General features: G+C 33.0%; 12 protein-coding genes, 4 tRNA genes and 1 other RNA gene. 7 read left to right on the top strand and 10 right to left on the bottom strand.

Features of this window, described 5'->3' with window-relative positions; all coding sequences use genetic code 11:
* Window positions 1-52: 52 nt before the first annotated feature.
* The 7 genes from CHRY9293_RS17410 to rpsU all read right to left on the bottom strand — a co-directional run bounded on the left by CHRY9293_RS17410 (window position 53) and on the right by rpsU (window position 2116).
* A tRNA-Thr gene (locus CHRY9293_RS17410) sits at window positions 53-126 on the bottom strand.
* A 92-nt stretch (window positions 127-218) separates the two neighbouring features.
* A tRNA-Gly gene (locus tag CHRY9293_RS17405) sits at window positions 219-291 on the bottom strand.
* An 86-nt stretch (window positions 292-377) separates the two neighbouring features.
* Window positions 378-458 (bottom strand) — tRNA-Tyr (locus tag CHRY9293_RS17400).
* 20 nt (window positions 459-478) lie between these two features.
* A tRNA-Thr gene (locus CHRY9293_RS17395) sits at window positions 479-552 on the bottom strand.
* Window positions 553-660: 108 nt separating this feature from the next.
* On the bottom strand, window positions 661-951 hold the full coding sequence (locus tag CHRY9293_RS17390) for an HPF/RaiA family ribosome-associated protein (protein WP_122548490.1): 291 nt from the start codon (window positions 949-951) through the stop codon (window positions 661-663).
* Window positions 948-1835 carry a tyrosine-type recombinase/integrase gene (locus tag CHRY9293_RS17385; RefSeq protein WP_162034140.1) on the bottom strand — a complete coding sequence of 296 codons (888 nt, stop codon included), beginning with the start codon at window positions 1833-1835 and terminating at the stop codon, window positions 948-950. Before CHRY9293_RS17385 ends, CHRY9293_RS17390 begins: the two co-directional genes overlap by 4 nt.
* A gap of 83 nt (window positions 1836-1918) precedes the next feature.
* On the bottom strand, window positions 1919-2116 hold the full coding sequence (rpsU, locus tag CHRY9293_RS17380) for a 30S ribosomal protein S21 (protein ID WP_122548492.1): 198 nt from the start codon (window positions 2114-2116) through the stop codon (window positions 1919-1921).
* A gap of 180 nt (window positions 2117-2296) precedes the next feature.
* On the opposite strand from rpsU, the gene ssrA reads away from it, so the two are divergent.
* The 5 genes from ssrA (at window position 2297) to CHRY9293_RS17360 (ending at window position 8095) form a co-directional block, all read left to right on the top strand.
* Window positions 2297-2698: a transfer-messenger RNA gene (ssrA, locus tag CHRY9293_RS17375) on the top strand.
* Between the two features lie 275 nt (window positions 2699-2973).
* Window positions 2974-3984: an AAA family ATPase gene (locus tag CHRY9293_RS17370; protein ID WP_162034139.1), complete on the top strand. Its 1011-nt coding sequence runs from the start codon at window positions 2974-2976 to the stop codon at window positions 3982-3984.
* 5 nt (window positions 3985-3989) lie between these two features.
* Entirely contained in the window at window positions 3990-5288 is a 1299-nt protein-coding gene (locus CHRY9293_RS18905) for a S8 family serine peptidase (RefSeq protein ID WP_262887735.1), read from the top strand.
* Window positions 5288-6457, top strand: a complete 1170-nt coding sequence (locus CHRY9293_RS17365) for a S8 family serine peptidase (RefSeq protein ID WP_317173941.1) — start codon at window positions 5288-5290, stop codon at window positions 6455-6457. Before CHRY9293_RS18905 ends, CHRY9293_RS17365 begins: the two co-directional genes overlap by 1 nt.
* A 1140-nt stretch (window positions 6458-7597) precedes the next feature.
* Window positions 7598-8095 carry a DUF4377 domain-containing protein gene (locus CHRY9293_RS17360; RefSeq protein WP_162034138.1) on the top strand — a complete coding sequence of 166 codons (498 nt, stop codon included), beginning with the start codon at window positions 7598-7600 and terminating at the stop codon, window positions 8093-8095.
* Between the two features lie 122 nt (window positions 8096-8217).
* On the opposite strand, the gene CHRY9293_RS17355 is transcribed toward CHRY9293_RS17360, so the two are convergent.
* Window positions 8218-8406, bottom strand: a complete 189-nt coding sequence (locus CHRY9293_RS17355) for a hypothetical protein (RefSeq protein ID WP_162034137.1) — start codon at window positions 8404-8406, stop codon at window positions 8218-8220.
* Window positions 8407-8906: 500 nt separating this feature from the next.
* Here CHRY9293_RS17355 and CHRY9293_RS17350 point away from each other — a divergent pair, with 500 nt between their 5' ends.
* Window positions 8907-9656, top strand: a complete 750-nt coding sequence (locus CHRY9293_RS17350) for a response regulator transcription factor (RefSeq protein ID WP_162034136.1) — start codon at window positions 8907-8909, stop codon at window positions 9654-9656.
* A gap of 104 nt (window positions 9657-9760) precedes the next feature.
* Window positions 9761-10183: a hypothetical protein gene (locus CHRY9293_RS17345; RefSeq protein ID WP_162034135.1), complete on the top strand. Its 423-nt coding sequence runs from the start codon at window positions 9761-9763 to the stop codon at window positions 10181-10183.
* 195 nt (window positions 10184-10378) lie between these two features.
* Here CHRY9293_RS17345 and CHRY9293_RS17340 read toward each other — a convergent pair whose 3' ends face one another.
* Complete coding sequence (locus CHRY9293_RS17340; protein ID WP_162034134.1) at window positions 10379-11080, bottom strand: thioesterase II family protein; 702 nt, start codon at window positions 11078-11080, stop codon at window positions 10379-10381.
* A gap of 38 nt (window positions 11081-11118) precedes the next feature.
* Window positions 11119-17430, bottom strand: coding sequence for a non-ribosomal peptide synthetase (locus CHRY9293_RS17335; RefSeq protein ID WP_228455585.1), 6312 nt, complete (start codon window positions 17428-17430; stop codon window positions 11119-11121).
* Window positions 17431-17438: the final 8 nt, after the last annotated feature.

Raw genomic sequence — 17438 nt, 5'->3', positions numbered from 1 at the left:
TCAGTCCCATTTAGCCACTCTGGAATCTCCCCTCCTATTTATATTAAAATTGAGCCTCCAGAGGGATTCGAACCCACGACCCCGAGATTACAAATCACGTGCTCTGGCCAACTGAGCTATGGAGGCAATTTTAAAAAAGACTGAATGCTGAGAGAAACTCTACTCTACACCATTTCAGTAGTGAAAAAAAAATCACTCTTTACAGTGTGATTTTTCTGAGCGGAAGACGGGGGTCGAACCCGCGACATTCAGCTTGGAAGGCTGACGCTCTACCAACTGAGCTACTTCCGCAATTTTGTTTCCAAAACTATTGGTAAACGCTGTGCAAACTTAGGAAAAATCCTTTATATCTGCAAGTTTTTTATTTAATATAAATGTGGGGAGAGCAGGATTCGAACCTACGAAGCCGAAGCAACTGAGTTACAGTCAGTCCCATTTAGCCACTCTGGAATCTCCCCTCCTATTTATATTAAAATTGAGCCTCCAGAGGGATTCGAACCCACGACCCCGAGATTACAAATCACGTGCTCTGGCCAACTGAGCTATGGAGGCATAAATTAAAAAGAATTCAAAAGATCGCTGTTCCCTTTTTGCGATTGCAAATATAGAACGGATTTTTTGAATTCTCAAATTTTTAAGTAACTTTCTTTACTTTTTTTTCTATGCTAATTCTTTTTTCTTGATTAAGAGCTTTTTAGCAGTATCAACGCAAAGGTCTAAACTTTCTTCAAAACTTGAAGTTGTCTTTTTTACTACAATATCTTCCCCAGGAACCATCAAAATGATCTCGGAAGTTTTGTTTGCCCTGTCCGAATTATTTTCTACTTTTAAAAATACTTTACATTCATGTATCTTATCATAAAAAGTATCTAGTTTTCTTACTTTTTTTTCAATGTGCGACTCTAATGGTTCGTGAGGAGTTAAACCAATTGATTGTACTGTAATCTTCATAATTCGTCATTTTTTGCAGCTCGTGGGTGAGCTTGATTAAACACTTTTTTCAATTGTTCAATATTAGCATTTGTATAGACTTGTGTACTTGCAAGACTAGAATGCCCTAATATCTTTTTTACTTTTGAGATCTCAGCCCCATTATTTAAAACATGTGTAGCAAAGCTATGTCTTAAAATATGTGGGCTTCTTTTTTTCTTTAAAGTTATAAGACTAAGGTACTTATTAACTACAACATACACAAATTTTTCCGTGAGTTTTTTCCCCTTTTTATTCACAAAAAAATATGATTTATATTCGTTTTGGGGCATCCTTATTTTCAGATAGCTCATCAAAAGATGGGAAAGTGTATCGGAGATAGGAATAACTCTTTCTTTGTTTCCTTTACCTATAATTTTAAGCTCATTAGCATGTAAATCCACATATTCAAACACAAGCCCACAAAGCTCAGCTTTCCGCATACCTGTCTGATACAAAACTTCCACGATACATTTCTCCAACGCATCATTAATCTCCTCAAAAATATCATGAGTCAATATATTCATTTCCTCTTGAGACATAGGTTCTTGCTTTTCAGCATAAAACTTCAAAGAAGATACACCCTCCACAGGCGAAACCTTTATATCCCCTACTTTTAAAAGAAAAAGATAAAAACTCCGAAGAGACGATAATTTCCGATTGATAGTTCTTTTTGAAATATTGTTTTCGCTTAATTCAACAATAAAATTTCGGATTACTTTTTTGTTGGCTTTAGAAATATCCTCTGAAGATTCTGTTTTCTTATAAAAGTAGAGAAAATCATGAAGATCCTTCCTATAACTTATAATCGTATGAGGGGAATATCTTTTTTCTAGTTCTATATATTCTAAAAACTTATCTAACATACTCTAGATTATAAAAACAAAAATTCACTTCTCAAATATAATCATTTAAGAAGTGAATTAGTATAAGTTAAGTAAGAAAATTCTTACGCTTGTTCTTCTTTACTAAGAGCTCTTTGCTTATGAGCAGCTTTTAATCTTGCTTGTCTTAGAGTTACAGAAGGCTTGATAAACTGTTGTCTAGATCTTAATTGACGAACTACACCTGTTTTATCGAATTTTCTTTTATATTTTTTTAATGCTCTATCGATGGATTCACCATCTTTTACTGGAATTATTAACATATATTACATCTCATTTTGGATTGCAAAAGTAATTATTTTTTATTAAAATGCAAAATTTCAGACACATTTAATATATAAAATATAAATAAACCTCGTACGGAAGGCTACTTATAAAAAGCTTTAGGCAAAATGAATCATATTTTAAACAAAAGTATTATCTTTGTATCCACTTTTACATACGGGGTTGACTGGTTTCGACAGCAAGGTCAATGGGTAAGTAAGCATGCAGAGAACCGTAGCGCGATCTCTATAATCCCTTGCTACAAAATTTTAACTGGCAACGAAGAGTTCGCTCTTGCAGCTTAATATCGAAGTATAGTAGATCAAGCGTTTTCCCGAAGATTTTAGTAAGGAAGCAAGATATCTCACAATCGCTCTGTTCTGCGGCGTTTGATCCTGAGATATAGGAATGCGGAAATAAGGTTTTAGGCGCTTCGACTAAAATTCGAAAACCTTAGAAGATAAGCTGGAAGTTGGGTGTCTGCCCTCTGCCTTCAGTCGAAAATCAATGGTAGAATAAGCATGTAGAAAGCTTATGTATTGCTTGTTTGGACGAGGGTTCGAATCCCTCCAACTCCACTTAAAACCCTGTAAATTGCTTATTTACAGGATTTTTTATTTACAGGTGCTAATTTAGGTGCTAATTTAAATTATAGAGTTTTGCCAGCAACTACCCAGATATCTTATTAATTGACGAGATTTAACCTTATTTACATCTGCAATCCAATCAGCTCATTTAATAAAGTTTTTTAGAAAGTTAAAAGGTGGATTATTATTTTTTAATTTACCTTAAATTGTTATATATTTAGAATGTAAATTTGAATGCTTAAATTTGCAATTTAAATTACACATAATCTATGAACCAGACCCTACTTACCAGATTGTTTAAATCTATCGAAGGCAACAAAGAAGAGCCTCTGGTAAGGATAGCTTATTCTATTATTGAGGATGAAAGAAAAAAGGGACATTTGAAATTGGCAGATAGACTTGATACAATTTTAGAAGGCAATCTCGCAAAAGTCATTGAACCAAACAGATCACAAGTATTAAAACTTACTAAAAGTAAAAACGATACATTTTCTATTCCTGCGGACAGAAGGTATAAATTACCTCTAGCAACTCATATCGAAAATGATTTTTTAAGACACGATATGGTTCTTGCCGCTCCTGTAGAAGAAAAAGTGTTGAGGATTGAAAAAGAATATATAGCAAGAGAAAGATTAGCTCACCACGGTCTTAGACCCCGTCAAAAAATACTTTTATATGGTAGTTCAGGGTGTGGAAAAAGTATGACAGCTGAAAGAATTGCTTGGGATTTAGGATTACCCTTCTATAAAGTTCGTTTCGATACAATAATCTCATCTTATCTTGGGGAATCAGCGTCAAACCTTAATAAACTGTTTGAAAGTATTGAAAACTACCCTTGTGTTTTACTTTTAGATGAGTTTGATATTATAGGACAACAAAGAGATTCTAAATCCAATGATATTGGAGAAATTCACCGTATTGTTAATATAGTTTTAGGACTATTGGAAGAGTATAAGGGGCAAGGGATTTTGATTGCTACAACAAATTTAGAAGGTAGTTTAGATAAGGCTTTATTTAGAAGATTTGATGAAATAATAGAACTACCTAGACCTAATGAAGATGAAATTATAGATTTACTTAAAATAACATTTTCAGCACTAAAGCTTAATAAAGAGATTAATCTCAATAAGTGTGCATCTAAGATGCAAGGATTATCATATGCACTTGTCGTTAAAATAGCAAACGATGCGGCAAAAAAATCTATTATAAATTCTAGCAAAGAAATTTCTGTAAATGATTTGGATAAAGCACTGGAAGAAAACTTAGCTTTTAACAAATAATTTTCATGGAAAGATTTCCCCATCTAAAATTCCTACAAAAGGTTTCTGGAAAGCCCCGTTTGCACGGAGGTGGAACACCCAATCCTCATTCAGAAGAAAAAAAAAGAAATAAATCTGCACATTCGAGATATTTGAGCGATAAAACGACTCAATTAAAAGATCAATGGTACAGTGAATTTGGTAACAGAGAAAACAATGATTTAGCACCCATTGACGCTGACATAATACCCATTTTCCTAAAGATAAATCCTGATTTGATTGGTTATGATTTTGATTTAAAGCAGTTTGGAATCGAAATAATCTCAGAAGAAGACGATGGCTATATTATTGGAGCATCTTTAGATGGCTTTACATCTTTGGATGAGAAAATTAATAAATTTTTAAACGGTGAGCATGGAGGTGGCAAAATTGCAGAATTTTGGGAAATCATAGATGGAAATCAATGGAAACCAGAACACATACTTTCTGACTATTTAAAATCTATATGGCAAAGTGTTAATGAAAACACTAATTATAAATTAGAGGTTGGTGTTGCATTTGATAAACCAATGGGCAAAGCTCCAGACCCAACCAAACAGGGCTATGCAGGTAGATTAGAAAAATATAGACAAGAGTTAATTGAACGTGATGATAGATTACTTGAAAGACAAAATGAATTTGAAACATTTATAAATTTCTATGGTCGTATTACCAGTAATATTATTGATTTAGAAGATAGTTTTTGTTGTGAAGTTGAAATTAATGGAAAGGGGTTAAAAGACTTAGTATTAAATTACCCTTTTGTTTTTGAAGTTTCAGAGGTTGATGAAATTGTGGGAGTACAATCAGAATCCGAAGGAATTGAATCATTTGAAATTGAAGTTATCGAACCAGAGGAAGACGCTCCAGAAATTGGAGTGATTGATAGCGGGATAATGGAAGGCAATAAATATATTTCTTCAGCTATAATTTCTGAAAATTCAAAGTCTTATATAATAGGTGATGTTTCTACTGCAGATTATGTAAGAGGTGGAGGGCACGGAACTCGTGTTGCAGGAGCAATTTTGTATCCAAATGGGATTAGTAATGTTTCTAATCCTTATCAACTCCCTTGCTATGTAAGAAATCTTAGAGTATTAAATCAAGACAATAAACTTACAGATAAACTTCCTGCGCAACTAATGCAGGAAATAATTGCTGATAATAATGATTGTAGAATATTTAACCTCTCTGTTAATTCTTGCTTACCATCGAGAATTAAACATATGTCATCGTGGGCAGCAGCTATTGATACACTTATTAATGAAAAAGATATTTTTTTTTAATATCCGCTGGAAATATTTCAATTAGCAATGCCAGAGGTTTTGGCATTAGTCATTTTATAGAAAATGGGAACAATTATCCCGATTATTTAAATGAATTATATTGTAGAATTGCGAATCCGGCTCAAAGCAGTTTTGCTATTACAGTTGGCTCAATAAATCACATTTCTATTGATAATGATGAATTTCAATCATTAGGTAATCGTAATGACATATCTCCCTTCTCGAGAATTGGGACAGGAATCTGGGGAATGATAAAACCAGATGTTGTTGAATATGGCGGAGGATTAAGTCTTTCTAAAACAGGTAATATCGTTTCAATAAAGAATGAATTATCTCCGGAGTTGGTTAGGTCTACTTTGCACGGAGGTTCTGCAATTGGGAATGATATTGTAGGAACTTCATTTGCAACCCCAAAAGTTTCATATATCGTTTCGCAACTCTTGAAACTTTATCCTGAAGAAAATGTAAATTTATTAAGAGGATTGGTGGTGCAAGGTGCTAGATTGCCGGAACCATATTTTGAAACCCCTTCTGCCACTAGCATAAAACATTTCGGTTATGGTATACCTTCTCTGGAAAGGGTAACTAAAAATAGTGACCAACGCATAACTTTTTATAACACTGGAAATATTAGGGCAGAAGAAGGACATATTTATTCATTAAAAATTCCAGAGTTTTTAAGGTCTCCTGCAGAAGAATATGGTATATTAATTGAAGTTACTGTTGCTTACACTGCAAAAGTAAGAAGAACAAGACAGAAAACTAAATCCTATTTGTCTTCATGGCTAGATTGGACAAGTTCTAAAGTTGGAGAAGTGTTTGACGAATTTAAAGACTATGTTCTTAAAGAAATTGAAAATGAAGTAACGACTTATGATAGAGATTTTAGAAATGCAATGTCAAGCTGGAACTGGAAAATAAAAAGTGATAAAAGAGGCGAAGTCGATGGCATTAGCAGAACGAATAGTACTGTTCAAAAAGACTGGACAATCATAAAATCACATGATTTACCAGAAGATATAAATTTCGCTATTAGAGGTCATAAAGGGTGGGATAAATCGAACGGAGAAATTCCCTATTCATTGGTTGTATCAATTGAAATCTTAAATTCTAGTTTGGAAATTTATGAAGCAATCCGAATTGAAAACGAAATTGAAATTCCAGTATAAATATTAAGCAAATTAAAAAAAGTACAAATATTTTATTTAGTAATGATGCGGAGAACTTGCTTTATTACAATCCATTTAACACACAAATTACATTTATTGGATTGACAGAGATTTAAATGATTTATTTTTTGTTACTGCTAAAAGCAGACAAATCCCTAATGAATAAAATTTCTTAATAAAATAATGCAAATATAGTGTATGCGCATTTGGAAATATCATTTAAAGACAAAACTATATCCTGATTGACTGGGAAAAGTGATAATATTTAGTGTCCTAATAAAAAAATAAGATCATCACCAGTTTTTTCTATCTAGAAAAATATATCTGATTTAAGATCTAAATCATCTTTCATATAAATTAAGAGCGTTTCTCAATGGCTATCAACTTTTGTTTTTTTTGATGTAATTCTATTAATTTAATAGTTTCTATTAAATATTTTATTAGTTCTGGTAGATTTATATTACTCAATTATTTTAATCTAAAGAAAAAATAATTAGGTGGCTATACTCAATTAGAGATTAATGTAAGCCCTCTACTACTGAATAGGAAGAGTTAAAAATCAATAAATATTACCTCATCTATTGGTATCCCACGAATTCTTGAGATTCAATCTTTAGTTATTTGATTCATCGTAATAATTACATTCTATTTTATAGCGAAACTTATCCAATAGTTTCTTTTCTTTCAACACCTTAATAAAATTATCAAGGTTAAAAATGAAAATTTTATTATTAAACAAAAAATATAATGTAACTGCTATCGTACATTCAGACTAAGTTCATATTTGCATAGTCAAACAGCCTTAAAATATCTCAAAAATAATACACCCATCATAATTTTAATACCTAAAACAAGCACTGTTTATAAATTTATTTAACTGATATTATTTAATTTAAGTATTTAAGCCACGTCAAGCATATCATAATTCACATATAATTGAAATAAAACGTTAATTTTGCACACCGAAATAATATTATAAACCAATCGAATATAATATCATTATTAAATTCATTACAGTTAACAAAAAAACAAAATATAATCCCCGTAAAATTAGCAACTCATTTAAAGTAACTCTATACAAAAACCCACTTTTTTATTATCAATAAAACTAATTCGTAATTTAAATTGTAGAAAATAACAATGAAACTTTTTAACATTTTATCATTATCGCTTTTGGCACTAGTATTTTCATCTTGTACAAATAATGAAGATGAAAGCCTACTAAATCCAACTTCAGAAAACGTACAAAGAACTTCGGAATCAGAAGATCTATCAAGATTCAATCATGGAAATGGGCATGGTCACGGAAATGGACATGGACATGGACATGGTAATGGCCACGGAAACGGAAATGGTCACGGGAATGGAAATGGTCATAACCAAGTAAAAACACTTATCGTAGCACCTTATACAACACACTGCTATAGTCCTTTTCCTACACAGTGCCTTATGGTAAAAGAAAATCAGTGGGATAATTGGCAAACATTATACGGAGGAATCCAAGGTTTCAATTATCAACCTGGGTATGAATATGTTGTAAAGGTAAGATATGAAAATGTCTTCAATGCCCCTGCTGATGCTCCTTCTAAAAGATGTATTCTTCTAGAAGTAGTTTATAGAACACCAAAAAACCACTAATTCTATAAGAGGCTGTCTAAAAAGTAAACAAAGTGGGTTTGGGGATACTTTGTATGCGTATCTCTGAAAATAGTTAATCAATAAAAAACAATTTTCAATACTTTTTAGACAGCCTTTATATATTATTCTGAGGTTTTGATAACAGCTAGAGGTAGACTTTTAGCAAAAAAATATTTTTCCAATTGGGAATCATTAATAATAATATTATCGTCATTATTATCCATGTAAGAAGAAGGTTCTTTATATTCTTCGAGCATAGCTTTTAATTTTAAAAGATTTTGCTTTAAATTATTATCATCTAAACTTTTCATTTCATAAACATTTAAATTAAAATCTTCTTATTCAGAATAGTTCAATTCATTCTTAGGAGATTTTAATCTGTCATTTTGTATATTTCTTTAACTGCCAAAAATGAAAAAGCCACCGAATTTGGTGGCTTTCTATAATATTTAGAGCTTTAATTAAAATAATTGAATTTAAATGTTTATAAAATAAACTAATAATTAAAGCCACTATCCCACGAAGTTTTTATCAACCATTTCAATTGAAAATTCTTTATTATACAGGTTAACATTTAATTTTTCAAATGAATCTTTAGATACTGACAATACAATTTATTAAGCTTACTCTTTTAAAACCTATGCAAAGATACAATTCAATAACGTCAAAAATTGACGTATTAAAAATAGAAATCAAAAAAATTAAATAATTTTATCAAAATAACACTCCAAAATCTCTCTTTATTATTGAAAGCTATATATTTACGTATAATAAGATCTATAAAATAATTATATTTGTTTTACCACTTATCATGCTTAATAATCATGAAGAAATCAATCATATGACAACACGAAATGAAAATGGTGACACCTATTTACCTTACTATTTTAAGGAGATTTCCAGTTCTATATTTGCTTCAGGAAACTCTTATCATTATGTAGTTGATTTTTTTGATATGAGTATTTCTAATACCAGCTCTTCGATTAATGAAATTCACGATTTAAAATCAGAGCTTATTTCGTACAACGATATATTGGCCCTTATCCATCCTGGTGATATGGACTTTGTCCGTCAGGCTGAAAATAGGATTATTGAAATATTTAAAACACAAATCGGATGGGAAAAACTACTCGCTTATAAATGGAGTTATTGTTGTAGATTTAGAATGCCCGATGGAACATACAAACTTTTTCAGCAACAAAATATTGTACTTTCCTTTGATGAATACGGAGCTTTTTCAAAATCTTTCAAAATTCATACCGATATCAGCCATCTCACTACTGTTAATAATTATAAATTGTCATGTATTGGTCTGAACGGAGAACCTTCTTATACAGAAATAGATGTTTTTAGCTCTGAATGCTCAAAAAAACGCTATACTAAGCGTGAAATAGAAGTACTGAATCTGATGTGTGAAGGTTTTACAAGCAACCAAATTGCAGCCAAGCTATGTATTGCTTTAGACACCGCAAAAAACCACCGTCGTAACATCCTTCATAAAGCAGGAGCAAAAACCACTGCTCAAGCGGTTAAAGAGAGTATTATGAAAGGATTCATTTGAGTATTACTTCTCTTTTAAAATTTGCAGAAATGACCCAAATGTGTCATTGCATGTTTATGATTATCAAAGTAATATTATTCTACACAAACTTTAATTTTACCGTGATGAAAACTATTCCCAAAATCATTTTTATATTACTTGCTGTGGCAGGTATTTTTACAACTCTAGGGTTCAGAAAAGTAAATCATAATAGAAATCAGCAAAATACATATGCTTACATCTATTTTCATGATAAGGACGATTATAACAAGGTCTATGTATCTGATATTTGTTACTATTCCCCAGATTCTGATAAATGCGCCGGTGGATTTCGTAATTGGAGTTTAAAAGCTGAAGCTGCTTTTAGGGCCTATATAAAATCTCAGTATAATGAAGATGTAAAGCCATTCAATGGTAATATGTTCTCTATACGTACCACCGTTTCTACCATTGAGAAAGCCAGAGATGAACTTAATGCACTAATATCTAAGCAAACTGCAGATAAACGTACCGTAAAAAAAATAAATTTCACCTATAGCTGCGAATAGAATATTAAAATCACATAAAAATTTCCTTCTATTTTGAGAGGATATCAACCAGAACCTATTCCCTCTTAAATGAAGCATAAAAAATATATTGTTGAAGAAAGGCCTAGATTATAAAATCTAAGCCTTATCTTTTTAATTTTCACACGTTATAAAAAGTGTCTATTATTTAAAAAACTTAAACAAATTTATCCATTTTTATCTTCCTTTATTCATAAGGTTTTTTATCGTTTCTGCTAGGTAATCAAAATTTTGATTAATAAAAAAATGACCTCCTTTTAAGATTTCATATTGGCAATCACCATCAGTATAATTTTCCCAATTATCAATTTGTGATGAATAACTCTCGTCTTCTCCCATCATTGCATAGATCGGAGTAGTTACTTTATCTTTAAAAATCGTATTATCTTTATTTTCTATTAATTTAAAATCGGCTCGAAGTATGGGTTCAAAAAAATCTAATAACTCCTGACTTTTCATCACTTCATCTGAAATACCTCCCTTTTCATTTACTTTATCAAAAAATTCAGATGTTGGGAGATCTCCTAAAGGAGGTGAATCCTTTATTCCCGGACCAGGATATCCAGTAGCAATGAAATGTAGAGGAGGATCATTAAGTTCTTCCATCATTTTACAAATCTCTATACCCAATATTGCCCCCATACTATGACCATAGATAATATAAGGAACATTTCTTTTCCTATTTTGGCGGATCTGTGTAGACAGATCTGCTTTGGCCTGTTGCGTATTAATAACAAAATCTTCTACCATTCTATCTCCTCTTCCTGGTAATTCGGGATTTTCAACTTCAAAATAGGGAGATAGCTTTTTTATTAGTGGTCGAAAGGCATATCTATCCCCTCCTGCATAATGCAATAAGAATATTTGCGGCTTACTCATTGTTCTATTTATATTATTCATCATTTATATTATTTCATTTACTCCCCCTTTATTACATCTATTATAAATTGATCAGCTTTTAGGATATACTGATGGGATTCGTTAATAGGGTATACTGTTAATTGATTAGGGTTTTCCAATACTTTATCTACATTATTGCAAATTAATTGCTGTGTATATTCAAAAATCCTTTGATTTTCCCTATTCCCTTTAATCATTGCTTTGAACAGTATGATCTTTGTACATTTTAGATTAGTGGAGATGTTCTGCTCACTAAGAGTATATTCTGCGTCCCAAAAACTTTTAGCTCCTAAAAAATACTTACTATCAACAGGTACCTGAAGTTCTTCACTTATTTCTTCATCGGAAGGAAATGAATACAGTTTCATTAAATCAGGATCTGATGCTCGAAGAATTGTATCCAACAAATATACTGTAATTTTTTTATGTCCTCTCTTCTCCAACTCAGAAGCGATCTCCAAAGCAATCTGCCCTCCTAAAGACCATCCCAATATAACAAACTCTTCCTGTTCATTTTTCTTTTGAACTTCTTCAATATGATCAAGATAATATATTGCTAAACTATTAAGATTATCAATCTTATCTTCATGATATAGGTTATATGAATCGACACCATAACAATGATAATCGTGATGTAACTGATCTGCAAGTGATTGATATACTTCACAACCTATTCCTCCTGGATGAATTAAGAACATATTAGGTTTACTAATAGCATTGTTCAGTGAAACTACTGGTTTATAGTCCGGCTTACAGCTTATGATAGTTAAAGAGAGTAGTCCAATTGTTTTTCCTTGGAAAACATCTGCCACTTTTATTTGAACTCCTATCTGATGATGAATCTTATTAATAAGTTTAATTACCATAATACTGTTTCCTCCCAAGCGGAAGAAGTCATCGTGTAAACCTATACTTTCTACTGGTAAACCTAAAACCTCACTATAGATCTCTGCTAACTGTTTTTCAAGAACCGTTGTTGGTGCGATATATTCCTTATCTCCTGTGAAATTAGGTTCTGGTAAGGCCTTGCGGTCCAATTTACCATTAAGTGTCATTGGGAATAATTCCAAATGAACATATGCTGAAGGAACCATATACTCCGGAAGTAATCCTGATAAATATACAGATAAGTCTTCAGGATTAAATGAAGTATCAGATACATAATAACCTACCAAGTATTTTAATCCTGAACTATGTTCTTTAGCTAATACAACACTCTGTCTAATTCCTTCATAACTCAACAAAGCACTTTCTATCTCTCCTAACTCTATTCTATAGCCTCTGATCTTAACCTGGAAGTCATTTCGACCTATATATTCCAAATCTCCTCCAGAAAGATAACGTACTAAATCTCCTGTCTTATATATACGTCCATTATAACCTATTGCTTTCTCCTCTTCACTCTGGAAAGGATTCAATAGAAAACGCTCATCTGTAAGCTCTGCAAGATTTAAATAACCTCTTGATAAACCAACTCCTCCTATATATAACTCTCCTACAGCTCCAACTGGTACAGGACGTAAATACTCATCCAATACATAAACTGTGGTATTGGAGATAGGACGACCTATATTAAGTGTATTATTATCCTTATCATAATGATGATAAGTAGACCATACCGTGGTTTCTGTAGGTCCATATTCATTAATCAAAATAATACCCTCATGTTCTAAGTCTCTAATATCCGGGAAAGCTTCTCCTCCTACCAATATCAGTTGAAGACTCGTATCTGGAATAAGATCTCTTAAGATAACAGGGGGAATAAACGATACTTCAATATCATGTTCTTTGATATACTCATTAAGATCTTTTACCGATTTTCTAAGTTCATTACTATACAACCACAACGTATTGCCATGACAAAGAACAGGGAAAGATTCACTCACAAAAACATCAAAGACATAGTTAGAATAGCAACCTACATGGGTATACTCTGTAAGCCTGTGAGAGTCTATCATACAACATACAAAGTTGACCATACTAGTATGCTCGATCATCACTCCCTTTGGCTTACCTGTTGTGCCACTAGTGTAAATAACATAAGATAAATCACTTGAACTTACTGGAGTTCTTGGATTTACTGTGGAACAGGTACTCAGTTCAGCTTTCATATCTGAACCATTCAGACTTATGATACTCAGGGTTGAAGATTCTGTTTCTGTATCTATTAGTTCCTTATAGTCATATAATCTGTCTTTTGTATTTTCTTCAACGAGTACAACTCTTGCACCAGTATCTCCCAGAATATGTTCTATTCGATCCATAGGATAACTTGGATCCATCGGAACATAAGCTCCGCCTGACTTCAAGACTCCCAACATACCTATAAGAATCTGCTCGGATCTGCCTAAATACAATGGAATAAGTTCATTCGGTTGGATCTTACAATTGTGTAATAAATAATGAGCCAACCTGTTTGATCTATCATTAAGCTCTCTATAACTTAACTTTACATCTTCATACACTAAGGCTATATGATCAGGTGTCTTTTCTACCTGTCTTTCAAATAATTCATGAATCGTAACCGTGGTATCATATTCTGAATAAGTACCCAAAAGATTGGAGAAGATTCCATCTCCACTATACTCTTCTTCTCTTACCCAAGATAAGTCTTCAAGTCGTAACTTTGAGCCAACTTCTTTTTGATGGCATACCATCTGCTCTAAAAGATATACATACGTACTAATCATCTGATCAATCGTACTTTCCTTGAATAATCCTCGAGCATAATTAAAACTTCCGGATAAACTTTCTCCATCATCATCTATCATAACACTCAAATCAAACTTCGCTACATCATACGAAACATCTCCTTCAAATTCTTGAAACAAAGAGTCTCCAACATATTTTTGATTAGTAGCATTTCCAAAACTCTGTAAGCCAAACATCACTTGGAATAGAGGATGACGAGATACATCCTGAACTACTCCCAACTCTTCTACCAATTTCTCAAAAGGTACATCCTGATGCATCTGAGCCTCAGATACAGAATCCGAAACTTGCAAAATGAAATCTCTTACTGATACTCCATAATCAATCTCCTCTCGAAGGACTAAGGTATTAACAAAGAAGCCGATCAGATCCTCTAAGCCTGCATGATGACGATTAGCTACCACAGTGCCTAATACTATATCCTTTTGTCCCGAATAAGAGGATAATAGCAGATAATATCCTCCCAGCATTACACTGTATAAACTAACTCCTAAGTCTCGAGATAAGAAACGAAGGTCTTCTCCTAAACTATCAGAAATACTAAAATGTACCGTATGCCCTTCATAAGAAAGCCGTGTAGGACGCACATAATCCAAAGGAAGATGTAAAGCCTCAACTCCCGAAAGTTTAGTCTTCCAATAATACAACTGTCTATCCAATACTTCACCTTGAAGATAACCCCTTTGCCATAAAGCAAAATCTTTATATTGAATTCGTAACGACGGTAAAGAAACCGGATCACCCAATAACAAATCCCTATAAATAACACCCAGCTCTTCTAAAAAGATATCACTAGACCAACCGTCAAAAGCTATATGGTGAATTACTATACTGATATAAGAAGTAATCTCACTCTTATTTTGGTTATCCTGCTTTTTCTTAGTTTTATTAGTTTTAGTCTTTTCTTTCTCATGGAATACACAAACTGAAATAGGAAGTTCTTGGGACAAATCAAAAACTCTATTAACTTCTTGAGATATAAGATCTTCTAACTGCTTAGAACTCTCCACATAAGTCTCTTTAATACTAAGTTCATGATCACTAACATATTGATATCCTACTCCCTCTGAACTGGTTACAATCAAAGTACGTAGAATCTCATGTCTTGATAGAAGAACTTTAAAGGATTCTTCTAAAATGCTAAGATCAACTTGTGATGATAATCCAAAAACCATAGGAATATTATACGCAGAGCTTCCTCCTTCATATTGATCAATAAACCATAAACGCTCCTGAGCAAAAGATAAAAGCTGGTCCTCAGGATGATGAACCGCTATAGGACGGATCATCTCTACAATATCAATTGATAAACCTTCAAGTACACTTGCTAATCCAAAGATCGTTTTATAGCTAAACACCATCGCTACATTTGCCTTTAAGCCTAATCCTTGATGAATCTTACTAATCAGTTTAATAGCCATAATACTGTTTCCTCCCAAACGGAAGAAGTCATCATGTAAACCGATACTTTCTACAGGTAAACCTAAAACCTCGCTATAGATCTCCGCCAATTGTTTTTCAAGGACAGTCGTTGGTGCTATATACTCTTTATCTCCTGTGAAACGAGGTTCTGGTAAAGCTTTATGGTCTAATTTACCATTGAACGCTATAGGAAGTGATTCCAGATGAACATATACCGAAGGAACCATATACTCCGGAAGAAGACCTGATAAGTGCATATATAAGTCTTCATTATCCACCGCAACATCCGATACATAATAACCTACCAAATATTTTAACCCTGAACGGTGCTCCTTAGCTAAGACTACTGATTGACGAATACCTGCATAACTCAACAATCTACTCTCTATTTCTCCCAATTCTATTCGATACCCACGAATCTTAACCTGGAGGTCATTACGACCTATATACTCTATATCCCCACCAGCAAGATAACGTACTAAATCTCCAGTCTTATACATACGTCCATTGTAACCTATAGCCTTTTCTTCCTCGCTCTGGAAAACATTAACTACAAACTTTTCATCGGTAAGTTCTGGAAGATTCAAATAGCCTCTCGAAACTCCTACTCCTCCTATATACAACTCTCCTACTGCTCCCTCTGGAACTGGACGGAGATACCTATCCAATACATAGGCTGTCGTATTGGCTATAGGACGACCTATATTAAGAGGATTATTATCCTTGTCATAATGATGATAAGTAACACATACCGTAGTCTCAGTTGGTCCGTATTCATTAATTAAAATGACATTCTCATGGTTTAAGTCACTAATATCAGGGAAAGCTTCTCCTCCTACCAATATCAGTTGAAGACTTGTATCAGGAAGAAGCTCTCTCAAGATAACCGGGGGTATAAACGATACCTCTATACCATTCTCTGTGATATATTCATTAAGCTCTTTTACTGACCTTCTCAGCATATTACTATACAACCACAAGGTATTACCATGGCAAAGAACTGGGAAAGATTCACTGATAAAGGCATCAAATATATAATTGGAGTAACAGCCTACATGAGTATATTCATTAAGTCTGTGAGGCTTAATCATAAATTCTACAAGATTCACAACTCCACCATGTTCTATCATTACTCCTTTTGGATTACCTGTTGTTCCACTGGTATAGATAACATAAGACAAATCTTTCGGACCCACATCAGTCTTTGGATTATCTATCGAATAGATACTCAATATTTCTTCCATACCTGAAGAATCCAAACTGATAATGCTAAGATCATCAATTTGCCCCTTAGATCCATAAAGATTTTGTATTGTATCCTCTTCACCTATCATGAGTCTGGCCTTAGTATCTCCTACTATATAGGTTATACGATCCATAGGGAAATCAGGATCTATAGGAACAAAGGCTCCTCCTGATTTTAGGACTCCTAAGATTCCTATAAATAACTGTTCGGATCTTTCTAAACATAGAGGGATCAATTCATCAGCCTTAATCTCATAATTTTGTAGTAAATAATGAGCCAATCTGTTTGATCTCTCATTAAGCTCTCTATAGCTTAACTTTACATCCTCATACACCAAAGCAATATTATTAGGAGTCTTCTCTACTTGTCTTTCAAATAACTCATGAATAGTAGCAGTTGTATCATACTCGGAATAAGTATCCAAAAGATTAGAGAAGATCCCATCTCCACTATACTCTTCTTCTCTTATCCAAGATAGATTTTCAAGTTTTAACTCAGATCTATTATCTTTTTGATGATATACCATCTGTTCTAAAAGATATACATACGTCTTAATCATATGATCAATTGTACTTTCTTTAAATAGAGGAGTAGCATAATTAAAGCTTCCTGACAGAGAATCTCCTCCATCATCTATCATAACACTTAAATCAAACTTCGCAACATCATAGGAGACATTTCCTTTGAATTCTTGAAACAAAGAGTCTTCTCCATACATTCTCTTTGCTTCATTTCCAAAACTCTGCAAGCCAAACATTACCTGGAATAGAGGATGACGGGATACATCCTGAACTACTCCTAGCTCTTCGACCAATTTCTCAAAGGGAACGTCCTGATGCATCTGAGCCTCAGATACTGAATCCGAAACTTGCAAAATAAAATCTCTTACTGATACTCCATAATCAATCTCTTCTCGAAGGACCAATGTATTAACAAAGAAACCTATCAAATCCTCTA

The organism is Chryseobacterium potabilaquae, from assembly GCF_902728265.1.
Taxonomy (GTDB): Bacteria; Bacteroidota; Bacteroidia; order Flavobacteriales; family Weeksellaceae; genus Chryseobacterium; species Chryseobacterium potabilaquae.
The sequence above is the reverse complement of the archived record's forward strand: the minus strand, read 5'-3'. Positions and strand labels throughout refer to the sequence as shown.